The following is a 24,416-nucleotide window of genomic DNA, read 5'->3' as shown; positions in this document are numbered from 1 at the left end:
CCTACTCAACTGTGCGGAGGTGGGACGACGAAATCGAATTCTAACGAATTACCGATTTCTGTCCCACTCTCTTTTTTATTGGGAGCAGTTGCTGGATACTTCTAGTGGGTGTTTGGTTTTTACCAAGGCTTGCTCCGTGGTAAATACTTAATTTTCTAACTAAAGTTTGGTATAATAAAGGTTATGAATATGCAGGAAAAAGAATCACGTTACCAACTCTTACTAGCCCAGTTAGAAGCTCTTTTAGAGGGTGAAAGCAATGCATTGGCCAATTTAGCCAATGCCAGTGCTTTGCTCAATCAAGCCCTACCTCATTCGGTCTTTGCTGGCTTTTACCTCTATGATCAAAAAGAGCTGATTTTAGGCCCCTTTCAAGGTCAGGTTTCCTGTGTCCACATTGCTTTAGGAAAAGGCGTTTGTGGAGAAGCGGCAGAGAAAAGAGAGACGCTGGTCATTGAGGATGTGACCCAGCATGCCAATTATATCTCTTGTGACAGTCGGGCCATGAGTGAGATTGTAGTTCCCATGGTTTTGAAGGACCAGTTACTGGGAGTATTGGATTTGGATTCGGATCGGGTGGGAGATTATGACGATCTGGATCGCCTTTATTTGGAACGTTTTGTAGCCATTTTGCTAGAAAAAACGGATTGGAATTTTAGGATGTTTGGAGTAGTAGACTAATGTATCAAGCCCTCTATCGTAAATACCGAAGCCAGACCTTTGGCCAACTTGTCGGGCAGGAGGTTATTGCGACGACCCTTCGACAAGCTGTCGAACAGGGGAAAATTAGCCATGCTTATCTCTTTTCTGGCCCTCGTGGGACGGGGAAGACCAGTGTGGCCAAAATCTTTGCCAAGGCCATGAACTGCCCCAACCAAAAAGGGGGAGAGCCTTGTAATGAATGCTATATCTGTGAAGCCATTACCAATGGTAGTTTAGAGGATGTGATTGAGATTGACGCGGCCTCTAATAATGGGGTGGATGAGATCCGCGATATTCGTGACAAATCCACCTATGCGCCTAGTTTGGCCCCTCATAAGGTCTATATCATTGACGAGGTGCACATGCTCTCGACAGGCGCTTTTAATGCCCTTCTCAAGACCTTGGAAGAACCAACAGAAAATGTTGTCTTTATTTTAGCAACAACGGAATTGCATAAGATTCCAGCAACTATTCTTTCGCGGGTTCAACGCTTTGAATTCAAATCCATCAAGACTCCGGCTATCCAAGACCACCTAAAAGCTGTTTTGGACAAAGAAGGGATTGATTACGAAGAAGAAGCTGTAGCCATTATTGCCCGTCGGGCCGAAGGTGGGATGCGGGATGCCTTGTCCATTTTGGACCAAGCCCTCAGTCTGACAGGTGAAGCCCAATTGACCACGGCAACAGCAGAAGAAATCACAGGCTCCATCAGTCAAGAAGCATTGGATCTCTATGTTGCAGCCTTGTCAGCACAAGATGCAACAGCTGCCTTGGACCAGTTAAACCTGATCTTTGATAATGGGAAAAATATGGCCCGCTTTGTGACGGACCTCTTGCAGTATTTGCGGGATCTCTTAATCGTTCAGACAGGTGGGGAAAATCTCCATGTCAGTGAGCGTTTTAACCAGAATCTAGCCATTCCGCAAGCCACCCTCTTTGCTTGGATTGACCTCGCGACGAAGAGCTTAGCAGATATCAAAAATAGCCTACAACCGAAGATTTACACGGAGATGATGACCATTCGCCTAGCAGAATACAAGGGTGAGAGCCCTTCGGCTAGCCCAGTAGCTCTTCCAGCAGATTTCTTGGCGCAAGTAGACCAGCTCAAAAGGGAAGTCGAGTCTCTGAAGAATCAGTTGTCCCAAGTAGCGAGTGGTGCTCCTGTGGCTAAGTCCGCTCCATCTCGTCCTCAGAAGTCTAGCAAGGGCTATCGAGTGGATCGTAATAAGCTTCAAGCCATCTTACAAGAAGCGGTTGAAAATCCAGATTTAGCCCGTAACAATCTCATTCGCCTACAAAACGCTTGGGGGGAAATTATTGAAAGCCTAGCAGGAGCCGATAAGGCTTTGCTGGTTGGTTCCCAACCGGTTGCGGCCAATGAACGTCATGCGATTTTAGCCTTTGAGTCTGCCTTTAATGCTGAACAGACCATGAAGCGAGATAACCTCAATACCATGTTTGGCAATATTTTAAGCAATGCGGCAGGTTTTTCTCCGGAGATTCTGGCTATTTCCATGGAGGAATGGACCCAGGTTCGGGCGGAATTCTCTAAGAAAGCGCGTGGTCACAAGGAAGAGGTCGAAGTGGCAGAAGAGTCTGTCATTCCGGAGGGCTTTGATTTCCTCTCTGATAAAATTACGGTCCAAGAAGACTAGCCTGTGCTTTTTCCAGAGAATCGTGGTAGAATAACAATATGAATAAACGTCAATTTTGGAGTATGGCTATTTTTACAGCCTTTGAAACCTATTTTTTTAATGATGCTGTGATGAGAGAAAGCTACCTGGCAGCAGTCTTTTGGGCTCTCTTGATATTGAGAAATTTACAAGTCAGTTATATCTTAGGGAAGTTGGTCGAAAGTATCGATCAACAGCTCAATCAGAAAAAACGAGATAAGTATAAAAAATAAGCACCAAACGGTGCTTATTTTTTTATGAGCTGTTGGTCTGTTTTATAGATCCCATTGCTTGAGGGAAATTTCTCCACTGTTGAGCCAGCGTTCTTGGCCGTCCGTCAGTTGGACTAGTAGTTGTCCACTGTCTGAGATATCCTTGGCCAGGCCTTGGTAGCTAGTCTGATTTTGTTCGAAACGGACTTCCTTACCTAGGACTAGTGAGCGCTGCTTGTAGAGGTAGATGAGCTCCTCTTCTGGTGTGTTGAAAAATTCCTTCCAAATCTCAGCAATCAGTTCATTGCGGCTAATGGGAGGTTGGGAGTCAAAGAGGGAACCTGCCTTGTCCTTCAGTTCCGTAGGGAATTTGGTGATGGAAAAATTGAGACCGACTCCAATGATGACATCTGTAATAAGGCCTGTTTCAATGGAGCTAATGGCTTCAGTCAGAATGCCACCAACTTTTTCCCCCTTGTAGTAGATGTCATTGACCCACTTGATATCGATATCCAATAAGGCCAGATTTTTCAGGGCCTTGTAGATAGCAGCTGCGACCATGAGGGTATAGGCGGGAGCTTGATCAAAGGGGAGGTTGGGCTTGAGGTGGAGGGACATGTAGATACCCCCTTGAGAAGGACTGAAGTAGTCACGCCCAAAACGTCCCTTTCCAGCCATTTGGTAAGGAGCCAGATACAGAGTAGAGGAGTGTCCCCCAGCTTCCATGGCGTTCTTGGCATCCAGCTGAGTGGATTGGCACTGGGGATTATAGGAGACTGTTAGAGGACAATGCTCCTCGATAACTTGGGGGATTAGGAGATCTCCAGAAAGGATCTTATAGCCTCGATTTTTGATGGACTCAATTTCGATGCCTTCTTTTTCTAAACGCTGAATGGCCTTCCAGATTGATGTGCGAGACAGTCCCATTTCTTGGGCTAGTTGCTCGCCATTGACATAATCTTGAGCTTGGGCTAAGGTTTGGTATAAAATTTCGTGTGTTTTCATAGCTTCTTAACGTGTGCTTTCACGGATGGTAAGACGAGTGGCCAGAGTATGCATAGTTGGAATACCTGAATCTCCTTTTTGAAGGTCTTGTAAGAGACTGTGAATAGCCTGTTTCCCCATTTCTTCTGTGTAGACAGTGACGGTAGAAAGTGGCGGATAGACATGCTTAGCAATCGAGGTATCATTAAAGGAGATGAGACTGACCCGATCTGGAACAGGAATACTGGCTTCTTGAAGGGCACGGAGAGCCCCAACAGCCAAGGCATCGCTGGCCATGAAAAAGGCTGACGGAAGTCGATTTCCCAATTCATCAATCAATTCTTTCATCATATCATAGCCAGAGTCACTTGAGAAGTGCCCCACTCGGATATAATCGGGTTGATAGAGTTCTTTCTCTTCTAGATAATGCTTAAAACTCATGTAACGGGGATCTGTTTGAAGAGGACGATTATCAGCGGTCGTTTCTTGTCCAACAAGAAGACCAATCTGGTTGTGACCAGATTCTATCAAGTAAGCTAACGCTTGGTAGACGGATGTTTCAAAATCTGTCATGACACAGGTATGGCCATATACTAAAGTATTAGAGTCCACAAAGACGAGTCTTTTCTGATAGGATTCAAGTTGACGGATAGTTTCTGGGCTAAATTTACCTAGAGCGATAATTCCATCAGCTTTTTCAAGAGGTCCCCAATCTTCTAAGTTAAAGACACGGAAGATATCATGCCCGAGTTCTTGGGCTTGTTTTTCAATCCCAACTCGAATAGAGTAGTAATAAAGATCCTCTAACTCTTCCTCTTCAGTCACCCATTCTAAAATAGCAATCCGGTAGCGTTTGCTTTGAAGAGGGTTATTTTTTCGATGTTTCTTTTGGTAATGGAGTTTCTCAGCCGTTTCGAAGATCAGTTTCCGAGTTGCATCACTAACGGAAAGGTTTTGATCTTGGTTGAGGACGCGAGAGACCGTTGCCTGAGAAACGCCTGCTTTTTCTGCAATGTCTTTAATCGTTGCCATGGTTCATCCTTTATTGATTTCTACTTCCAGTATACTCTAAATACTAGTAAAAAGAAATAAATTTTTACTAAATTTTATGTTTACTTCGATATTGGCTAGGGGTTAGTTGGCTATAGGACTTAAAAGCCTTTGAAAAATAAAGGGGGTCTGAAAAGCCAACGGAGTAGGCAACAATCTTGATGCTTTCGTCTGTATTGGTCAGTAACTGCTGGGCACGTTGCATGCGGACCGAGTGCAAGAATTCCTTGGGAGAGATCTGGTGAAATTCCTTGAAAACAGTTGTTAGGTAGGAGCGATGGACATTGAGGTCATCAGCGATCTCTTGAATACTCAAATGATCTTTATTGTAATGCGTCTCAATCACATGCTTGCAGGTCAGGTAGAGTTGATAAGTTGGAGATGGATGGCTCCGATGGATATCAGGAGCCACTTCACTGATGAGAAAGAGCAATTCATAAATCTGAGAGAGAAGGTGGAGTTGGTAGTGTGAGGTCATCTTAGATGCCTCAGCCTTGTGGACAAGCTGCTCCATAAACTGGCCAATTCTATCTGTGTCCACCTCTGTTTTCTTTAGAAAGCCTTTTTCATGCAGGGTTGAAAAACGCATGAAATCACTTACTTTGGTGCCGCTGATACCAATCCAGTAGTAGGACCAAGGATCTTCGGCGTCTGCCTGGTAGTAGGTCACTTTATTTTTGGGGAGAAGGAAGAGATCTCCAGCTTCTAAGTGGATTTCTTTTTTATTGATGTGAAAGACGCCTTTTCCCTTGGTGATAAAATGTAGAACAAAATTGTCGCGGACGCTAGGTCCGAATTCGTAATTCTTTGGGCAATCTTCGTAGCCATAAAAATCAAGGGCTAGATCAATAGTGTCGGTTTGGTATTCAGAAAAGACTAACATGGCTGAACCTCCTACCTAACATTTTACCATATATGCCCAACAAAATTCTATTTTCGAAAGCGTTTACATCAAGTAAAATAAAGACATGTGAAAAAAGAAAGATATTGGAACTGCATTTAAAAACACATAGTGATATTTTGCAGGAACCAATGGGAGGAAGATATGGCAATTCGCATTGAGCAGAATTTGTTCTATATAGAGAGTAAGGGATTTAGTCTCATCCTTGAAAATCGTGATGGCTATCTGATGCTCAAGCATTTGGGACGACCAATTCCGTCCTATCATTTTTCCAATACCGTGTATGAGAAGGACCATGCTTTCTCTGGAAATCCAACACCTGACAATCGGACCTTTAGCTTGGATAGCCAGCGACAAATCTTGGGACAGCACGGACTTGGAGATTTTCGAAAGCCGTCGATTCAGATCCAGCACGGTACTACAGAGGTAACCGATTTCCTCTATGTTGGAGCAAACATCTATTCTGGCAGTGTCGAGGCGAGCGGTCTTCCTAACCCTCACTCGGTAGACAAAGCTGAAACCTTGGCCCTGGTCTTTGAAGATGATCAAGCGGCCCTGCGGTTGACTCTCTACTACACCGCTTACGAGGATCGGGCAACAATCACAAGTTTCGCAAAGATTGAAAACTGTAGTGACGAAACGGTTGTGATTCACAAGGCTCTTAGTGTGTTGGCCGATCTGCCTGCCGGTGACTACGACATCCTCACTCTACAAGGAGCCTATGCGAGAGAAAAAACAGTCCGCCGTCAGCAAGTGGAGCAAGGAATCTTCTCCATCAGCTCTAACCGTGGTGCTTCAGGACACGCCCAGACCCCGGCTCTGATTCTTGCTGATCATGAAGTGACAGAAGATGCGGGTTCTGCTCTTGCCTTCCAACTACTCTACAGTGGAAATTTTGAAGCTTTTGTTCAGAAAAATCAACTCAATGAAGTTCGGGTTGGACTAGGGATCAATCCTGAAAACTTCGCCTGGGAATTGGAAGCAAATCAGAGCTTTGATACTCCAGTGGCCATGATCAGTTACTCCCATAAGGGATTGATCGGTCTTAGTCAAGAGAGTCAAGCGTTTGTTCAAAACCATATTATTCCAGCTCCGTTTGCTTATAAAGAACGTCCGATCCTCATCAATAACTGGGAAGCAACCTACTTTGATTTCAAAAAAGACAAATTATTGGAGCTAGCAGATGAAGCTCAAAAAGTGGGGATTGAACTCTTCGTTCTTGATGATGGCTGGTTTGGCAATCGGTATGATGACAATCGGGCCCTCGGTGACTGGACCGTCAATGAAGAAAAATTAGGAGGAAGCCTAGCAGAATTGATCCAGGGTATCCATGACAAGGGACTACAATTTGGCCTTTGGGTGGAGCCGGAAATGATTTCTGTTGATAGTGACCTCTATCGGGCTCATCCGGACTGGGCTATTCAAGTCCCAGGCTACGAACACACCTATTCACGGAATCAACTGGTACTCGATTTCTCAAATAGAGAAGTAGTGGACTATATCAAGCAGGTCTTGGATGACTTACTTGGAAACCATGAGATCGACTATATCAAATGGGACATGAACCGCAATATCACCAAGCTTGGAAATGGGAAAACCTACCTTGAAACCAAGACGCAATCTCATGCGTATATCTTGGGTCTCTATGAAGTGGTTTCCTACTTGACGGAGAAATACGACCAGGTTCTCTTTGAGTCTTGCTCCGGTGGTGGTGGTCGTAATGACCTTGGTATGTTGCGTTACTTCCCACAGGTCTGGGCGAGTGACAATACGGATGCCATGGCCAGACTTCCCATCCAGTATGGATCTAGCTATCTCTATCCAACCATTTCCATGGGGGCTCACGTATCAGCTGTGCCAAATCATCAGATGGGGCGGATCACACCGCTTGAAACGCGTGGGCATGTAGCCATGATGGGAAACCTGGGTTATGAATTGGATCTGACCAGCCTTTCTCAAGAAGAGTTGGCTACCATCAGTGCTCAAGTCGCTCACTACAAAACAATTCGACCAGTTGTCCAATTCGGACAACACTACCGCTTAATGAACCCTAGTCAAGGTGCCAATCAAGCAGCTGTCCAGTTTACTTATCAAGACCGCACGGTTGTAACCTATGTAAGGGTCTTATCAACAGTTGAAGAGATCGAGCCGACCTTGAAACTCAAAGGATTGGAAGAAGAGGCGCTCTATAGCTTAGAAGGGACGAACCAAGTCTATTCAGGAGCTGAGCTCATGTATGCGGGCTTAACCGTCGTTCTTCCTCAGGGAGATTTTCTCTCTAAACAATATGTTTTTGTCAAAAAATAAAAGGAGACAGCCAAATGAAGTGGTATAAAAAAATCGGACTTCTTGCTACTACAGGCATAGCCTTGTTTGGGCTCGGTGCTTGCTCCAACGATGGTAAATCTGCGGATGGCACAGTGACCATCGAGTATTTCAACCAGAAAAAAGAAATGACCAAAACCTTGGAAGAAATCGCTCGTGATTTTGAAAAGGAAAACCCTAAGGTCAAGGTCAAAGTTGTCAATGTGCCGAACGCTGGTGAAGTATTGAAGACACGTGTCCTTGCAGGAGATGTGCCGGATGTGGTCAATATTTACCCACAGTCCATCGAACTGCAAGAATGGGCAAAAGCAGGTGTCTTTGAAGATTTGAGCAACAAGGACTATCTGAAACGCGTAAAAAATGGCTATGCTGAAAAATATGCAGTGAACGGAAAAGTTTACAACGTTCCTTTCACAGCTAATGCTTATGGCATCTATTACAATAAGGATAAATTCGAAGAACTGGGCTTGAAGGTTCCGGAAACCTGGGATGAATTTGAACAGTTAGTCAAAGACATCGTTGCTAAAGGACAAACACCATTTGGAATTGCAGGTGCAGATGCTTGGACACTTAATGGTTACAATCAATTAGCCTTTGCAACAGCGACAGGTGGAGGTGACGAAGCCAATCAATACCTTCGTTATTCTCAACCAAATGCCATTAAATTGTCTGATCCGATTATGAAAGATGACATCAAGGTCATGGATATCCTTCGCATTAATGGTTCTAAGCAAAAGAACTGGGAAGGTGCCGGCTATACAGACGTTATCGGAGCCTTCGCACGTGGGGATGTCCTCATGACACCAAATGGGTCTTGGGCGATCACAGCGATTAATGAACAAAAACCGACATTTAAGGTTGGAACCTTCATGATTCCAGGAAAAGAAAAAGGACAAAGCTTAACCGTTGGTGCGGGAGACTTGGCATGGTCTATCTCAGCTACCACCAAACATCCAAAAGAAGCCAATGCCTTTGTGGAATACATGACCCGTCCAGAAGTCATGCAAAAATACTACGATGTGGACGGATCTCCAACAGCGATTGAAGGGGTCAAACAAGCAGGAGAAGATTCACCGCTTGCTGGTATGACCAAATATGCCTTTACGGATCGTCACTTGGTCTGGTTGCAACAATACTGGACCAGTGAAGCAGACTTCCATACCTTGACCATGAACTATGTCTTGACCGGTGATAAACAAGGAATGGTCAATGATTTGAATGCCTTCTTTAATCCGATGAAAGCGGATGTGGATTAGGAGTAGAGAGACTATGAAAAAAGTATTACAAAAATATTGGGCGTGGGCTTTTGTGGCCATCCCCCTCTTGTTACAAGCAATTTTCTTCTATGTGCCGATGTTTCAAGGAGCCTTTTACAGTTTTACCAACTGGACAGGATTGACTTATAACTACAAATTTGTCGGCGTAAACAACTTTAAGCTCCTTTTCATGGATCCAAAATTCATGAATGCGATTGGATTTACTGCGATTATCACGATTGCCATGGTGGTTGGGGAGATTGCTCTTGGGATCTTCATTGCGCGTGTCTTGAACTCTAAAATCAAAGGCCAAACCTTCTTCCGTGCTTGGTTCTTCTTCCCGGCCGTTTTGTCTGGTTTGACAGTGGCTTTGATCTTCAAGCAAGTCTTCAACTACGGCCTTCCAGCGATTGGTAATGCCCTTCACATTGAGTTTCTCCAAACCAGTCTTCTCGGGACTAAGTGGGGAGCCATCTTTGCGGCTGTCTTTGTCCTTCTTTGGCAAGGGGTGGCCATGCCCATCATCATCTTCCTAGCTGGTTTGCAATCCATTCCAACTGAGATTACAGAAGCAGCAAGGATCGATGGCGCGACTAGTAAGCAAGTCTTCTGGAACATTGAATTGCCTTACTTGCTACCAAGTGTCTCTATGGTCTTTATCCTAGCCCTAAAAGGTGGGTTGACCGCCTTTGACCAAGTCTTTGCCATGACCGGTGGTGGTCCAAACAATGCCACAACTTCACTTGGGCTCTTGGTTTATAATTACGCCTTTAAAAACAACCAATTCGGTTATGCCAATGCCATTGCCGTAATCTTGTTCTTCTTGATTGTAGTGATTTCGATCATCCAATTGAGAGTATCTAAGAAATTTGAAATTTAAGAGGAGAAGCACGATGAAACAAGATGAAAGAAAAGCCTTGATTGGCAAATACATTCTATTGATTCTAGGATCGGTTCTGATTTTAGTACCGCTCCTTGCCACCCTCTTTAGTTCCTTCAAACCAACTAAGGATATTGTAGATAATTTCTTTGTTTTTCCAACCAACTTCACATGGGACAATTTTAGTCGCCTCTTGGCTGATGGTATCGGAGGCTATTACTGGAACTCAGTTGTCATCACTGTCTTGTCCCTTCTTGCTGTGATGATCTGTATCCCTATGGCAGCCTACTCCATTGCTCGTAATATGAGTAAGAGAAAAGCCTTTACCATCATGTATACCCTCTTAATCCTTGGTATCTTCGTACCCTTCCAAGTAATCATGATCCCGATTACCGTCATGATGAGCAAGCTCGGTTTGGCCAACACCTTTGGGTTGATTTTGCTCTACTTGACCTATGCGATTCCACAGACTCTCTTTCTCTATGTGGGCTATATCAAGATCTCTATTCCAGAAAGTTTGGATGAAGCAGCAGAGATCGATGGTGCGAATAAATTTACAACCTATTTCCGCATCATCTTCCCAATGATGAAACCCATGCATGCGACAACCATGATCATCAATGCCCTTTGGTTCTGGAATGACTTCATGTTGCCACTCCTTGTCTTGAACCGGGATTCCAAAATGTGGACCTTGCCTTTGTTCCAATACAACTACGCAGGCCAATATTTCAACGACTACGGACCAAGCTTTGCCTCTTACGTGGTCGGCATTATCAGTATCACCATTGTCTATCTCTTCTTCCAACGCCATATCATTGCAGGAATGAGCAACGGTGCAGTGAAATAAGATACAAAGGGACGATTCAGCTTGCTGAAAATTTCTGTAGAAAAATAGGAAATCGACGTAGTGTGCTTGCACACAAGAAGATTTATCTTTTTTCCTAAGAAATTAGTCCCGTGTTCAATTCCGGATACAAAGGGACGATTCAGCTTGCTGATTTAAATCGTATCCCTCGTATCTTAAAAAGTCATTCTTAAAATAGATATTCTCAGGAAAGCCAGGTCTTCTTAGACTTGGTTTTCAAATAAGAAAAAGGAAACCATTATGCCAATTCAAAACAAGACCATGTTAATTACGTACTCAGACAGCTTGGGAAATAACCTCAAGGACCTCTATGAAAATCTGGAGAAACACTTTGGGGATGCAGTAGGAGGGGTTCACCTCTTGCCATTTTTCCCATCTACAGGAGACCGAGGCTTTGCGCCTGTGGACTACGATCAAGTGGATCCAGCCTTTGGGGATTGGGAAGATGTCAAACGGCTGGGCGACAAGTATTACCTCATGTTTGACTTTATGATCAATCACATTTCCCGTCAGTCTAAATACTACAAGGACTACCAAGAAAAGCACGACCAAAGTGATTACAAAGATCTCTTTCTCAACTGGGATAAGTTCTGGCCGGAGAATCGTCCAACTCAAGCAGATGTCGATTTGATTTACAAGCGCAAAGACCGAGCTCCTAAGCAAGAAATTACCTTTGCGGATGGGACGACTGAGCATCTCTGGAATACCTTCGGTGAAGAGCAGATTGACCTAGACGTGACCAAGGAAGTGACCATGGACTTTATCCGCAAGACCATCGAACACCTGGCAAGCAATGGCTGTGATCTCATTCGTTTAGATGCTTTTGCCTATGCGGTCAAGAAATTAGACACCAATGATTTCTTTGTGGAGCCAGATATTTGGGACTTGCTGGACAAGGTGCGCGATATGGCAGCCAGTTATGGAGCTGAGCTCCTGCCAGAGATCCATGAGCACTATTCCATCCAGTTTAAGATTGCCGATCACGGCTATTATGTCTATGACTTTGCCCTTCCAATGGTGACCCTCTATACCCTCTATAGCTCAAAAGTGGAACGCCTTGCTAAGTGGTTGAAGATGAGTCCGATGAAGCAATTCACGACACTCGACACTCATGACGGAATTGGGGTGGTCGATGTCAAGGATATCTTGACAGATGAAGAGATTGACTATGCTTCAAATGAGCTCTACAAGGTAGGAGCGAATGTTAAACGCAAATATTCAACAGCAGAATACAATAACTTGGACATCTACCAAATCAACTCAACTTATTATTCAGCCCTTGGAGATGACGATCGCAAGTATTTCCTAGCCCGTTTGATTCAAGCCTTTGCGCCAGGCATTCCACAAGTTTATTATGTTGGATTTTTAGCTGGAAAGAATGATTTGGAACTCTTAGAAAACACAAAAGAAGGACGCAATATCAACCGTCATTACTACAGCAATGAAGAAATTGCTCAAGAAGTAGAGCGTCCAGTCGTACAATCTCTTCTCAAGCTCTTTAGCTTCCGGAACCATTCCTCAGCTTTTGACTTAGAAGGAAGGATCGAGGTGGAAACACCTGATGAACATACCATTGTCATCACTCGTCAAAACAAAGACCAGACTGTCACAGCAAGAGCCCGAATCAATCTTGCTGATGGCACTTACCAAGTGACAGAAAACGGTCAAGAAATCGTATTTTAAAAAATAAGAAACTAGATAAGGATAAGTGAAGAAACGCTTATCCTTTTTTAAGTTTAGGATATGTAACCGTTTACACAACTATAAAATCATGGTACAATATCCATGAGGAAAGGAGGTCGCTTTATGAAAAAAATCATGTATCCATCTGCGGCCCTATTAACGGCTTTTGCTCTATTATCGGTCCAAACAGCAAAGGCAGACACAGCTCAAACACCGGATCAGGTCAATGAACCGGCAGCAACAGTAGAAGAGGTTGTGGCTTCTCCAACTCCAGAAACCTCCACTGAAAATCAGGGAGGGGAAACTGAGACACCGGCTGCGACTGACCGTGAAGCAGTCCCTGCTGCCTCGCCAACAGAAACAACAAGGGAGACAGCATCGCCTGAAGTGGAAAAACTGTTGGAAGACATGCCTCTCAAGCAAAAGGTTACTCAAATGATTATGCCAGACTTCCGTAAGTGGCAGGAGGCAGGCCAGGAGTCGCCACAAGATCTCACGAAGGTCAATGCTGAAGTGGCAGAGGCGATTGATAAGTATGACTTTGGTGGCGTCATTTTATTTGCTGAGAATGTGAAAGAAACCAAACAAACACTTGCACTGACACAAGATATGCAAAAGGCGGCCATTGAAAACAAGGCCAATAATGGGAAGATTCCGCTATTGTTAGCGATCGACCAAGAAGGGGGTATCGTCTATCGATTGGGTAGCGGTACAGCTCTCCCTGGAAATATGGCCATTGGAGCTACCAATGATCCCAAGTTAGCGACAGAAGCTGGTCAGATTATCGGTCGAGAACTTTCTGCCTTAGGTTTGAATGTTGATTTCGCACCTGTATTGGATACGAATAATAATCCACAAAACCCTGTCATTGGGCTTCGTTCCTTCTCCTCTGATCCAAACCGTGTTGCTTACTTAGGAATTCCAATGATGAAGGGAATTCAGGACTACAATGTGGCCGTAGCTGCTAAGCATTTCCCAGGTCATGGAGATACAGCGGTTGATTCGCATACAGGACTCCCCTTGGTGGATAAATCTCTTGCCGAACTTGAAAAATTAGAACTCCTTCCATTTAAGAAAGCCATGGATGCAGGTGTAGACCTCTTGATGACGGCTCATATCCAATACCCACAAATTGAAAAGGATCAGGTTGTGTCAAAGGAAACCGGTGAGAAAATCTATGTTCCAGCGACACTTTCAGATGATATTTTAACAGGCTTGGTACGGAAGAAATACGGCTATAAGGGTGTGATTGTCTCCGATGCTATGGGAATGGACGCTATCTCTAAGAACTTCGGTGAGGTTGAAGCTGTGAAAATGGCGATCAAAGCAGGAGTTGACCTGGTCTTGATGCCAACAACCCTTCGCAGTAAAACTGATTTGACCAAAATTGATACCATTGTTGATGAAGTAGTTCGTGCAGTGCAAACGGGTGACATCTCAGAAGAACGTTTAAATGAGTCCGTTCGTCGGATCCTCACCCTCAAAGAAAAACGTGGGGTCCTAAATTTTGATCCAAGTGCTCGGACGCCTGAAAAAGCAGAAGAAACAGTCGGATCCAATCTGAATCGTGATTTGGAACGCAAGATTGCGGCAGCAGCGGTGACGGTTGTTAAAAATGAAGACAATACCTTGCCATTTAAGGTCCAAAAAGGGGATCATGTCTTACTCTTAGGAGCTTTTGAAAATGAAGTCCCTGGACTAAATTTGGGCATGCGTCGCTTAATAGCGGATGGGGTGCTTCCAAAAGATACCTCCTTTGTGGCGAAGAACTTCACCAAAGCATCCACCCTTGATAGTCTAAAAGAAGACCTAGAGAAAGCAACCCATATCGTGGTGATTTCAGAGATCGGTTATGAGGGGCAACTGGATAAAGATTTCTGGCGGACCAAGATCCCAACAGAGATCATCCATTATGCCAACACCAAGCAGAAGAAGGCAGCTATCCTTTCGATCTCCAAACCTTATGATGTAGCCAACTATCCAGCGGCTAAAGCCATTTTAGCAGTCTATGGAAATAAGGGAATGGATCCAACGGAATCCCTCAGACCAGACAATGCCTTTGGTCCAAATATTCCTGCAGGAGTGGAAGTCATCTTCAATGGCAAGGAACACGTAGGTACCTTACCAGTTGATATTCCAAAAATTGTAGATGGAAAACTGTCGGAAACAGAGTACGCCTACCGCATTGGTCATGGTCTCTTTTATCCAGCACCTGCTCCATTACCGACACCAGAAGCCCAAGATCCAACTCCACCAGCTCTAGATCCAGCTCATCAGACAAAACCAGTAGAGGTTGGAAAGACGGGAACACAGGTCCTTGTTAGCAAGCAAGAAAAAACAAGCCCTCTTGATGGTCCACAAGTCACTCCGATTTCTGTGTCACATGACACGGATCAGGCTCCTGCCACCATTTCAGCAAGCCCTGCATCATCGGTATTGCCAAAGACGGGTCAAACAGAAAACCTTCTATCCCTCATGGGTGTCAGCCTTTTAACCTTCCTTGGATCTTTTGTCTATCCGAGAAAGAAAAATTAAGGGATTTAGTATCTCAATTGGGTGATCTCCCAATTGAGATTTTTTAGTAAAAATTTACTAAAATTAACTTGAAATAGGAAGAAATAAATAGGAATTGAAACAGGACAAAAACCTCTATTGTATGCTTTTTAAAGTCAAAATAAAAATTAAATAAAATTTTACTAAAAATACTTGAATTTTTACTTCTATTCGTATATAATACAGGTATAAAAACGTTTACAAAGAACTAAAGGAGTTTCTCATGACTACATCAATCACGTCTCAATCTCTACAAGAAAAGTTTCAGGCTGTCTTTGGCGAGAAGGCTGATCATACCTTCTTTTCACCAGGACGGATCAATCTGATCGGTGAACATACGGACTATAATGGAGGACATGTCTTCCCGGCAGCCATTACGCTTGGTACTTACGGGGCTACAAGAAAGCGCGAAGACAAGGTCTTGCGTTTCTTCTCAGGCAATTTTGAAGATAAGGGGATTATTGAAGTCCCACTGGAGAATCTTCATTTTGAAAAAGAGCACAACTGGACCAACTATCCAAAAGGCGTGCTTCATTTCTTACAAGAAGCTGGTCATGTCATTGATAGCGGAATGGATGTCTATGTTTACGGAAATATTCCAAATGGATCAGGCCTTTCCTCTTCAGCTTCCCTTGAGCTCTTAATTGGCGTCATCGCTGAGAAACTATTTGATCTTCAGTTAGATCGTCTCGATCTGGTCAAAATCGGGAAACAAACCGAAAATCACTTCATCGGAGTTAACTCGGGTATCATGGACCAGTTTGCCATCGGTATGGGAGCAGATCAACGGGCTATTTATCTAGATACCAATAGCCTAGAATATGATCTGGTGCCACTTGATCTCAAAGACAATGTCGTGGTCATCATGAATACCAACAAACGCCGGGAATTAGCGGATTCAAAATATAATGAACGCCGTGCAGAATGTGAAACAGCCGTCTCTGAACTCCAAGAAAAATTAGATATCCAAACCTTAGGGGAATTAGATCTCTGGTCATTTGATGCTTACAGCTACCTGATCAAAGATGACAATCGCATCAAACGAGCTCGCCATGCGGTACTCGAAAACCAACGGACCCTCCAAGCTCGTAAGGCGCTTGAGGCAGGTGATTTGGAAGGCTTTGGCCGTCTTATGAATGCTTCTCACGTATCTTTGGAGCATGATTACGAAGTGACTGGTTTAGAATTGGATACCTTGGTGCATACAGCCTGGGAACAAGACGGCGTCTTAGGAGCTCGTATGACCGGAGCAGGCTTTGGTGGTTGCGCCATCGCCCTCGTCAACAAAGACAAGGTTGAAGCTTTTGAAGAAGCTGTCGGCAAACGCTATGAGGAAATCGTTGGCTATGCGCCAAGTTTCTACATTGCAGAGGTTGCTGCGGGGACACGGGTGCTTGATTAAAAAGGAGATAGGATGACAGAACTGATATTAGATGCATTTGTCACAGCCGTCATTGCGGCGAGTGACTACGAAGAGATGGATCGGATTTATCTAAAAAATCGCATCATGAGTCGCGTTGGAGAAGAAGGGCTAGATGGACCAGCCCAAAAAGAAGACTTGATCGCGCTCAAAGATCAGTTGGTGGAGATTGCAGTTGCGAATAATATGATTCAAGATAGCATGGCCGCCAAGGACAGCTTGGGTGCAGAGTTGATGGATTGGATCACCCCCAGTCCTAGTCAGGTCAACCATCATTTTTGGGAGACCTACCGTCAGTCCAAGGAGGACGCGATTGCTGATTTCTATGCCCTTTCGAAGCGCAACGACTACATCAAAGTAGAGGCCATTGCGCAAAATATCGCCTTTGAGGCAGAAACTCCCTACGGTTCTCTTGAAATCACCATCAATCTGTCAAAACCTGAAAAAGATCCTAAAGACATTGCAGCGGCTAAACTTGCGAAAGCCAGTCATTATCCAGCCTGCCAATTGTGTTTTGAAAATGAAGGTTATCAAGGTCGCCTAGATCATCCTGCCCGTGCCAATCATCGGATCATTCGTTTTGATATGGACGGTCATGACTGGGGCTTCCAGTATTCCCCTTATGCCTACTTCAATGAACACTGCATTTTCCTCGATAGCCAACACGTTCCTATGGCCATTAGCCGCAAAACCTTTGAGCGACTTTTGACCATTGTAGAGACTTTTCCAGGCTATTTTGCAGGGTCCAATGCAGATCTACCCATTGTAGGGGGATCCATCCTGACTCATGACCATTACCAAGGGGGACGACATACCTTCCCTATGGAGCTGGCTTCTGTTGAGGATAGCTTAAGTATTGAGGGCTTTGAGGCTGTATCGGTAGGGATTGTCAACTGGCCCATGTCCGTGCTTCGTTTGCAATCAGATGATAAGGCGCAATTGATTGACCTGGCGGACCATATCCTAAAGACCTGGAGAGGTTACTCGGATCCAGCCGTTCAAGTCTTAGCCACATCCGACGGTCAACCCCATCATACCATTACCCCCATTGCACGAATCCGTGATGGGCATTATGAACTGGACTTGGTGCTCCGTGACAACCAAACCTCACCAGAGCATCCAGATGGCATTTACCACCCACATGCAGATGTGCAACACATCAAAAAAGAAAATATCGGTCTGATCGAAGTCATGGGCTTGGCTATCTTGCCTCCTCGACTTAAGAAAGAGCTTAAGCAGGTCCAAGACTATCTGCTTAAACAAGAGAGCACTGTAGCCAATTACCACCTGGACTGGGCAGCTGACTTGAAAGCCACTCACCCATCCATTACAGAAGAAGCAGAGGCTGAGGCCATTGTCCGTGAATCGGTCGGCCAAATCTTTGCGCGGGTGCTGGAAGATGCGGGTGTCTACAAGCGGACAGCAGAAGGGCAAGCAGCCTTTAGACGCTTTGTCGCGACACTTTAAGGATGGAGAAGATGCGGAAATTTGGTACAATAAGAGAGAAGATAAAGAAGCGAAAGGAAAACAAATGGCAATACTCGTACTCGGAGGAGCTGGCTATATCGGTTCCCACATGGTAGACCGCTTGGTCAATGAAGGACAGGAAAAAGTCGTGGTGGTGGATAGCCTGGTCACAGGCCACCGCGCAGCGGTGCATCCAGATGCCGTCTTTTACCAAGGAGACCTGGCGGATCAAGACTTCATGCGCACTGTTTTTAAGGAACATGCAGATATTGACGCCGTCATCCACTTTGCGGCCTATTCCCTAGTCGCTGAATCCATGGCAGATCCATTGAAATATTTTGACAACAATACGGCGGGCATGGTCAAACTCTTGGAAGTCATGCAGGAATGTGGGGTTCACTACATCGTCTTTTCTTCAACCGCAGCCACCTACGGCATTCCAGAAGAAATTCCGATCCTTGAAACCACTCCGCAAAAACCGATTAATCCCTATGGCGAAAGCAAGCTCATGATGGAAACCATTATGCGCTGGGCCGATCAAGCCTATGGTATCAAGTATGTCCCCCTTCGTTACTTTAATGTGGCTGGTGCCAAACCAGATGGATCCATTGGCGAAGACCATGGACCAGAGACCCATCTCCTGCCAATCGTCTTACAAGTGGCCCAAGGCAAACGCGAAAAGATCGCCATTTTTGGAGATGACTACAATACACCAGATGGCACCAATGTACGTGACTATGTTCATCCATTTGACTTGGCAGATGCCCATCTGCTAGCGGTGGAGTATCTGCGTAATGGCAATCCATCTACTGCCTTTAATCTGGGCTCATCTACCGGATTCTCTAATCTTCAAATCGTTGAAGCAGCCCGCAAGGTGACGGGGCATCCGATCCCGCTTGAGATTGCAGACCGCAGACCAGGAGATCCAGATACCCTGATCGCATCTTCTGAGAAGGCGCGTGCGATCCTCGGATGGCAACCAAAATTTGATAATATCGAAACCATCATCCAAACAGCCTGGGCATGGCATTCCAGCCACCCAGATGGGTACAATGATCGGTAAGGAGGGGACTGCGTCCATCATTTTTGAGGGTTTTCTTATAACATCTATATCTACAGTTGATCTTGCCAAATGACTGGTTTCAGACGTCAGTCATTTCCTAAATCATCATAAAATAGTGAGGGATTCAAAATGAATAAAACTGTAAAAACAGTAGCCATCTTATTGTCAGCTGGTCTTCTCTTAGTTGGTTGTGCGTCAAAAGAGAAACCAAAATCTACCGCTCAAACGTCCACTAAAGCGACGACGAAAGCGACAACTGAGTCATCAACTAAAGCAAAGACCAAAAATTCATCAACTGATGAGGTTAAAGAAGAGGACTCAAGAGTAGGTGCCCAAAAAACGGTTCTCGAAACCAGTGATGAAGCAGGTAAGTCAACCGTAACCTTGTATTACAAGGGAGATACTTTATTAGTACAAGAAAAGGTTGATGATTATAATATTTCAAAAATGGATGGAGATAACCCTCTTGAAGAAATGAAAGAAGCCGTTGCCATAAGCCAAGAAAAATTCAAAGATCTGATAGGTAACGGATTTGAACTGACATCAGAATACAAAGACGGTATCTTCTATATCTACAATACAATTGATTACACGAAAATCGATTTGCAAAAGCTAAAAGAAATCGTTCCAGGCTTTAATCCTCTAAATGACAGTACAGTTAGTTATTCTGTGACGAAAGAAAGTCTCATTAACAGTGGTATGGTCGAAAAATAATGTTTTGATATTCTAAGCGGTTCTGCACCCCAAAAAGTTAGACAGAAAAACTAACTTTTGGGGTGTTTTGTTATGAAGGTCTCTTTGTTTGTTAGAGCAGGAGGATATCGGAGAAATTTAATGGGACTGGGGGGAAAGACTTGCTCAACCCAATTACCAAAAGGGATCGCAGGAGGAGATGTGGGGGCAGGACAACGAAGCAATCCTATACAACAGTGCTTCTGCCCAGCTCCCTATTTTGACTTTATCCGCAGACGCCCTTTGTATCTTGATTTAGTCATGGAACTTCCTGGATTGCTGAAATCATCCACTGGATAATTTCACCTAACGTCCGTCCTCAAGGTCGTCAAGAATCTCTTGATCAATTGGGGAAGTTGATCTTATAAAATTTTAGGAAAGGCTTTGTCAAGTGTTGACAGGCCTTTTTTTGAATGCTATAGTAAAATCGTAAACGCTTACACAGTAGAACGAAGTAGATGAAAAGATGGGCAAGTTAGATGCCTTATAAAAAGAGGAGAAAAAACAAATGGCAGGACCAGTGATAGTTGGAGAGCACTACCGAATCTCCGTGTTAACGGAATCTTTGGTGCGCTTGGAATATTCAGAGAATGGTGTTTTTGAGGATGGACAGACGCAAGTTGTGCAAGATAGAGATTTTGGACCAGTTTCTTGTGAGATCACAGAGACCGAAGAGGTCCTCGATCTGCATACGGAGCATCTCCACCTTCATTTTGAAAAGGGACCTTTTGCACCGGATCGGCTTTTTATCGAACTCAAGGGCCAGTATGCAGTCTATGGTAGCCGATGGCACTATGGGGATCGGCCTGAGACCTTAAAGGGGACCAGTCGGACGCTCGATGAGGTCGATGGAGCTATGGAGTTGGAAGATGGGATTTTAAGCAAAGCAGGCTATGCTCTTTTGGACGATTCTGCTTCTTATTTGTATGATGTCGAAAGCGGATTTAGAGCACGGTCATGTCCAGAAGTGGATTTGTATTTCTTCGGTTATGGGCGCGATTATCTAGGGGCCTTGAAAGATTTTTACCATCTGACGGGACAGCCACCCCTCTTGCCACGATATGCTCTGGGAAACTGGTGGAGCCGGTATTGGCCTTATACCAGTCAGGAATACACAGATTTGATGGATCGTTTCAAGGCTGAAGGGGTACCTCTAGCTGTCAGCGTGATCGATATGGACTGGCACAAGACGGAGATTCCTGCTCGCTTTGGAAGTGGTTGGACGGGCTATAGTTGGAACCGGGACTTGATTCCTGATCCAGCTGCCTTCTTACATGGTTTGCATAAGCGTGGTTTAAAGGTGACCTTGAATGTTCATCCAGCAGACGGAATTCGAGCCTTCGAGGATGCTTATCCCATGGTCGCAAATCGCTTGGGACTCAATACTGAAAAGGAAGAAGTAGCCAGCTTTGACTTTTATAGTCCAGCCTTTCGTGAAGCCTATTTCGAAGATGTCCACCATCCCTTAGAAGATCAAGGAGTGGACTTTTGGTGGATTGATTGGCAACAGGGAAGTCATGGCAAGATGGATCCACTTTGGTTGTTAAATCATTATCATTATCTAGACAATTGTCGAACAGGTCAAGCTGGTCTCATCTTATCACGTTATGGGGGGCCTGGAAGCCACCGGTATCCAATCGGTTTTTCAGGGGATACCATTGTGACTTGGGAATCCCTAGCCTTTCAACCCTATTTTACCAGCACAGCTTCAAATATCGGCTACACGTGGTGGAGTCACGATATTGGTGGCCATATGCGGGGTTACTATGATGAAGACTTGGCTCTTCGCTGGTTGCAGTTTGGGGTCTTCAGCCCGATCAATCGTCTCCATAGTTCTTGTAATGCCTTTAACAGCAAGGAACCGTGGTTTTACTCGCCTGAGACCTGTCGCTTGATGAAGCGGTATTTGCGCCTGCGCCATAGCTTACTGCCTTATCTCTACACCATGAATGTGGCAACGCACGAAGAAGGGCTGCCCTTGGTTCAACCCCTTTATTACCATTATCCAAACCAAGAAGAGGCTTATGAAGCGAAGAATCAATATTTCTTTGGCAGTGAACTCATGGTGGCACCAATTACCGAAGCGCTGGATCCTGTCTTTCATAGTGCTTCTGTGAGCGTTTGGTTCCCAGACGGCGTTTGGTACGATTTCTTCCATGATTGGAAGTATGAAGGAAGAGGCAAGCTTACGGTCTTTAGGACCAGCCAGGATGTTCCAGTCTTTGCACGTGCGGGAGCCATCATCCCTATGGATGCACAACCACAGACAGGAGTGAACCTTCCAGAAATGCTGGACTGGCATCTCTTCCCAGGCGACAATCGTTCCTTCGTACTCGTCGAAGGAGAAGGAGTTAGCAAGGTTGAAACCCGCGTAACAGTCGATTGGGATGAAAGAAAGATTAGACTGGATTTAACAGGTGATCTAGCCTTGCTTCCTGAAAAGAGACAGCACCGTTTCTTGCTCCATACCTTTGAGACAGCCCCTATTTTAGTGGACAATCAAAGTCAAGAAATTGCGATGGGTGAGCTGCAATCGCATCCGATTGCCAAAGAAGATCGGATGTTTGAGCTCTTAAAATCTGCCAACCTGGCCTACGATAGGAAAAACGAATTATTTGCGGCTTGTTCAAGAGCCAAGGATTGGAAACAGTTGATGAAGGTCATCACACCTTTAGAGGAAGGCTTGCGCCAACGTCTCTTTGAAGTGATTTATTCCAGTGAAGAGAATGAAGACTTGTAAATTCTTGCAATTTCACCCCTATTTTTGTATGATGAAAGTGATTTCACAATCATAAAGGAGAAGAAAAAATGGAACAAAAATGGTGGCATAACGCCGTAATTTACCAAGTTTATCCAAAAAGTTTCAAGGATAGTAATGGCGATGGCATCGGGGATCTCAAGGGGATCACGAGCAAGCTAGACTATCTGGAAAAGCTAGGGATTACAGCCATCTGGCTCTCACCAGTCTACAAGAGTCCCATGGATGATAACGGCTATGACATCTCGGATTACGAGGATATTGCCTCCATCTTTGGTACCATGGAAGATATGGAAGAATTGATCGCAGAAGGTCAGAAACGCAAGATCAAAATCATCATGGACTTGGTGGTCAACCATACCTCTGATGAGCATGCTTGGTTTATCGAGGCGCGTGAAAACCCAGACAGTCCAAAGCGGGATTTCTATATCTGGCGCGATGAGCCCAATGGCATTATTTCTGCTTTTAGTGGCTCTGCTTGGGAATTTGATGAAGCTTCAGGTCAATACTACCTGCATAACTTTAGTAAGAAGCAACCAGACCTTAACTGGGAAAATGAGGAGCTCCGTCATCAGATCTATGACATGATGAATTTCTGGATTGACAAGGGAATTGGTGGCTTTCGTATGGATGTGATCGATATGATCGGTAAGATCCCAGATCAGGAAATCATCAGCAATGGTCCCATGCTCCATCCTTACTTGAAGGAAATGAATCAAGCGACCTTTGGCGATAAGGATCTGCTCACAGTGGGAGAAACTTGGGGAGCAACTCCAGAGATTGCCAAGCAATACTCCAATCCGAAAAATCAAGAATTGTCCATGGTTTTCCAATTTGAACATATCGGCCTTCAATACCAACCGGGTCAACCAAAGTGGCACTACGCTAAGGAATTGGATGTGCCTAAATTGAAGGAAATTTTCACCAAGTGGCAGACGGAATTAGGAGAAGAGGAAGGCTGGAATTCCCTCTTTTGGAACAACCACGATTTGCCACGGATTGTGTCAACTTGGGGGGATGATGGCGACTACCGTGTCAAATCTGCCAAGGCTTTAGCGATTCTGCTTCACTTGATGAAGGGAACTCCTTATATCTATCAAGGGGAAGAAATCGGGATGACCAATTTTCCATTTAAGAGCCTTGAGGACGTAGAAGATATTGAGTCGATCAACTATGCTCATGAAGCCTTAGAAAAAGGGGTTCCTCTCGAAGTGATCATGGATCAAATCCGTCATATTGGTCGGGACAATGCACGGACACCGATGCAGTGGAATCATGAAGCAGAAGCTGGCTTTACGACAGGTCGTCCCTGGCTTGCGGTCAACCCAAACTACAAAGAGATTAATGTAGAAGCTGCCTTAGCAGATCCAGACTCCATTTTCTATACCTACCAAGCTCTCGTTGCCTTACGAAAAGAGCAGCCTTGGCTTGTGACGGCTCATTATGAATTGGTGGACGCAGTAGACAAGGTCTTTGCCTATAAGCGGGTAGAAGGAGAGCAAGTCTATTTGGTTGTGGTCAATCTCTCAAGCCAAGAGCAAGAGTTACCGCTGGTTAATGGAGTTGAGAAGGTCATCATTTCCAATACCAAGGTAGAGCAAGTACTTGAATCCGGAAAATTAGCCCCTTGGGATGCCTTCTGTGTCAAGTTGGCCTAATGAAGGTAAGAAAAGAGAGTGGGACAGAAATCGGTCATTCGTTAGAATTCGATTTCGTCGTCCCACCTCCGCACAGTTGAGTAGGGCTGTAAAAGCTGATGAAATCAGCGTAGTAGAGCCCACTCAACAACTGCGTCTTGCTCGACAATCCAAAGACAATTGAGAGGCTGGGACTTTTGTCCCAGCCTCTTTTTCATATATATAATTTCAAATCAAAATCGTTGACAGATGTAA

The 24,416-nt window shown here is 44.7% G+C and carries 18 protein-coding genes; 15 read left to right on the top strand and 3 right to left on the bottom strand.

What is annotated here, in order from left to right:
- Positions 1 to 183: 183 nt before the first annotated feature.
- From I2D56_RS04160 to I2D56_RS04150, 3 genes are read left to right on the top strand one after another with little or no spacing between them, the layout of a single operon-like run.
- Positions 184 to 681: a GAF domain-containing protein gene (locus I2D56_RS04160; protein WP_195214036.1), complete on the top strand. Its 498-nt coding sequence runs from the start codon at positions 184 to 186 to the stop codon at positions 679 to 681.
- A complete protein-coding gene (gene dnaX / locus I2D56_RS04155) occupies positions 681 to 2,357 on the top strand; it encodes a DNA polymerase III subunit gamma/tau (RefSeq protein ID WP_195214035.1) in 1,677 nt (558 codons plus the stop codon). Before I2D56_RS04160 ends, dnaX begins: the two co-directional genes overlap by 1 nt.
- A 38-nt stretch (positions 2,358 to 2,395) precedes the next feature.
- Positions 2,396 to 2,608 carry a DUF3272 family protein gene (locus tag I2D56_RS04150; RefSeq protein ID WP_042507443.1) on the top strand — a complete coding sequence of 71 codons (213 nt, stop codon included), beginning with the start codon at positions 2,396 to 2,398 and terminating at the stop codon, positions 2,606 to 2,608.
- A gap of 42 nt (positions 2,609 to 2,650) precedes the next feature.
- On the opposite strand, the gene birA is transcribed toward I2D56_RS04150, so the two are convergent.
- From birA to I2D56_RS04135, 3 genes are all read right to left on the bottom strand, one after another.
- Positions 2,651 to 3,592: a bifunctional biotin--[acetyl-CoA-carboxylase] ligase/biotin operon repressor BirA gene (gene birA / locus I2D56_RS04145; protein WP_195348037.1), complete on the bottom strand. Its 942-nt coding sequence runs from the start codon at positions 3,590 to 3,592 to the stop codon at positions 2,651 to 2,653.
- 6 nt (positions 3,593 to 3,598) lie between these two features.
- The gene (locus tag I2D56_RS04140; RefSeq protein ID WP_195348036.1) at positions 3,599 to 4,603 is read right to left on the bottom strand and encodes a LacI family DNA-binding transcriptional regulator; all 1,005 of its coding nucleotides are present in this window, start codon (positions 4,601 to 4,603) and stop codon (positions 3,599 to 3,601) included.
- A 67-nt stretch (positions 4,604 to 4,670) separates the two neighbouring features.
- Positions 4,671 to 5,504 carry an AraC family transcriptional regulator gene (locus I2D56_RS04135; protein ID WP_023022876.1) on the bottom strand — a complete coding sequence of 278 codons (834 nt, stop codon included), beginning with the start codon at positions 5,502 to 5,504 and terminating at the stop codon, positions 4,671 to 4,673.
- 162 nt (positions 5,505 to 5,666) lie between these two features.
- Here I2D56_RS04135 and I2D56_RS04130 point away from each other — a divergent pair, with 162 nt between their 5' ends.
- The 12 genes from I2D56_RS04130 (at position 5,667) to I2D56_RS04075 (ending at position 24,182) form a co-directional block, all read left to right on the top strand.
- Positions 5,667 to 7,829, top strand: a complete 2,163-nt coding sequence (locus I2D56_RS04130) for an alpha-galactosidase (RefSeq protein ID WP_195348035.1) — start codon at positions 5,667 to 5,669, stop codon at positions 7,827 to 7,829.
- Positions 7,830 to 7,843: 14 nt separating this feature from the next.
- Positions 7,844 to 9,103 carry an extracellular solute-binding protein gene (locus I2D56_RS04125; RefSeq protein WP_195348034.1) on the top strand — a complete coding sequence of 420 codons (1,260 nt, stop codon included), beginning with the start codon at positions 7,844 to 7,846 and terminating at the stop codon, positions 9,101 to 9,103.
- Between the two features lie 13 nt (positions 9,104 to 9,116).
- The gene (locus I2D56_RS04120) at positions 9,117 to 9,983 is read left to right on the top strand and encodes a carbohydrate ABC transporter permease (RefSeq protein ID WP_181971061.1); all 867 of its coding nucleotides are present in this window, start codon (positions 9,117 to 9,119) and stop codon (positions 9,981 to 9,983) included.
- 13 nt (positions 9,984 to 9,996) lie between these two features.
- Positions 9,997 to 10,830, top strand: coding sequence for a carbohydrate ABC transporter permease (locus I2D56_RS04115; protein WP_023026678.1), 834 nt, complete (start codon positions 9,997 to 9,999; stop codon positions 10,828 to 10,830).
- Between the two features lie 258 nt (positions 10,831 to 11,088).
- A complete protein-coding gene (gene gtfA / locus I2D56_RS04110) occupies positions 11,089 to 12,531 on the top strand; it encodes a sucrose phosphorylase (protein ID WP_023022887.1) in 1,443 nt (480 codons plus the stop codon).
- 123 nt (positions 12,532 to 12,654) lie between these two features.
- A complete protein-coding gene (locus I2D56_RS04105; protein WP_123159293.1) occupies positions 12,655 to 15,066 on the top strand; it encodes a glycoside hydrolase family 3 N-terminal domain-containing protein in 2,412 nt (803 codons plus the stop codon).
- Positions 15,067 to 15,307: 241 nt separating this feature from the next.
- Positions 15,308 to 16,486, top strand: a complete 1,179-nt coding sequence (locus tag I2D56_RS04100) for a galactokinase (RefSeq protein ID WP_229050181.1) — start codon at positions 15,308 to 15,310, stop codon at positions 16,484 to 16,486.
- Positions 16,487 to 16,498: 12 nt separating this feature from the next.
- On the top strand, positions 16,499 to 17,971 hold the full coding sequence (gene galT, locus I2D56_RS04095; RefSeq protein WP_123159292.1) for a UDP-glucose--hexose-1-phosphate uridylyltransferase: 1,473 nt from the start codon (positions 16,499 to 16,501) through the stop codon (positions 17,969 to 17,971).
- Positions 17,972 to 18,035: 64 nt separating this feature from the next.
- Complete coding sequence (gene galE / locus I2D56_RS04090) at positions 18,036 to 19,034, top strand: UDP-glucose 4-epimerase GalE (protein ID WP_023022895.1); 999 nt, start codon at positions 18,036 to 18,038, stop codon at positions 19,032 to 19,034.
- A gap of 129 nt (positions 19,035 to 19,163) precedes the next feature.
- Complete coding sequence (locus I2D56_RS04085; RefSeq protein WP_120702047.1) at positions 19,164 to 19,748, top strand: DUF1307 domain-containing protein; 585 nt, start codon at positions 19,164 to 19,166, stop codon at positions 19,746 to 19,748.
- A gap of 526 nt (positions 19,749 to 20,274) precedes the next feature.
- A complete protein-coding gene (locus tag I2D56_RS04080; RefSeq protein WP_195348033.1) occupies positions 20,275 to 22,506 on the top strand; it encodes a glycoside hydrolase family 31 protein in 2,232 nt (743 codons plus the stop codon).
- Between the two features lie 68 nt (positions 22,507 to 22,574).
- The gene (locus I2D56_RS04075; RefSeq protein WP_195348032.1) at positions 22,575 to 24,182 is read left to right on the top strand and encodes an alpha-glucosidase; all 1,608 of its coding nucleotides are present in this window, start codon (positions 22,575 to 22,577) and stop codon (positions 24,180 to 24,182) included.
- The last annotated feature ends 234 nt before the right edge of the window (positions 24,183 to 24,416 follow it).

Origin of the sequence: Streptococcus australis (genome assembly GCF_015553625.1) — a bacterium.
GTDB classification, from domain to species: Bacteria; Bacillota; Bacilli; order Lactobacillales; family Streptococcaceae; genus Streptococcus; species Streptococcus australis_B.
This window is presented reverse-complemented; position numbering and strand designations above follow the sequence as displayed.

Coding starts and splice junctions, on each gene's coding strand:
- I2D56_RS04150 (WP_042507443.1), top strand. CDS start 2,396: ATGAATAAACGTCAATTTTGGAGTATGGCTATTTTTACAGCCTTTGAA.
- I2D56_RS04105 (WP_123159293.1), top strand. CDS start 12,655: ATGAAAAAAATCATGTATCCATCTGCGGCCCTATTAACGGCTTTTGCT.
- I2D56_RS04115 (WP_023026678.1), top strand. CDS start 9,997: ATGAAACAAGATGAAAGAAAAGCCTTGATTGGCAAATACATTCTATTG.
- I2D56_RS04135 (WP_023022876.1), bottom strand. CDS start 5,504: ATGTTAGTCTTTTCTGAATACCAAACCGACACTATTGATCTAGCCCTT.
- I2D56_RS04075 (WP_195348032.1), top strand. CDS start 22,575: ATGGAACAAAAATGGTGGCATAACGCCGTAATTTACCAAGTTTATCCA.
- I2D56_RS04080 (WP_195348033.1), top strand. CDS start 20,275: ATGGCAGGACCAGTGATAGTTGGAGAGCACTACCGAATCTCCGTGTTA.
- dnaX (WP_195214035.1), top strand. CDS start 681: ATGTATCAAGCCCTCTATCGTAAATACCGAAGCCAGACCTTTGGCCAA.
- I2D56_RS04160 (WP_195214036.1), top strand. CDS start 184: ATGAATATGCAGGAAAAAGAATCACGTTACCAACTCTTACTAGCCCAG.
- I2D56_RS04085 (WP_120702047.1), top strand. CDS start 19,164: ATGAATAAAACTGTAAAAACAGTAGCCATCTTATTGTCAGCTGGTCTT.
- I2D56_RS04100 (WP_229050181.1), top strand. CDS start 15,308: ATGACTACATCAATCACGTCTCAATCTCTACAAGAAAAGTTTCAGGCT.
- I2D56_RS04140 (WP_195348036.1), bottom strand. CDS start 4,603: ATGGCAACGATTAAAGACATTGCAGAAAAAGCAGGCGTTTCTCAGGCA.
- I2D56_RS04130 (WP_195348035.1), top strand. CDS start 5,667: ATGGCAATTCGCATTGAGCAGAATTTGTTCTATATAGAGAGTAAGGGA.
- I2D56_RS04120 (WP_181971061.1), top strand. CDS start 9,117: ATGAAAAAAGTATTACAAAAATATTGGGCGTGGGCTTTTGTGGCCATC.
- galT (WP_123159292.1), top strand. CDS start 16,499: ATGACAGAACTGATATTAGATGCATTTGTCACAGCCGTCATTGCGGCG.
- galE (WP_023022895.1), top strand. CDS start 18,036: ATGGCAATACTCGTACTCGGAGGAGCTGGCTATATCGGTTCCCACATG.
- gtfA (WP_023022887.1), top strand. CDS start 11,089: ATGCCAATTCAAAACAAGACCATGTTAATTACGTACTCAGACAGCTTG.
- I2D56_RS04125 (WP_195348034.1), top strand. CDS start 7,844: ATGAAGTGGTATAAAAAAATCGGACTTCTTGCTACTACAGGCATAGCC.
- birA (WP_195348037.1), bottom strand. CDS start 3,592: ATGAAAACACACGAAATTTTATACCAAACCTTAGCCCAAGCTCAAGAT.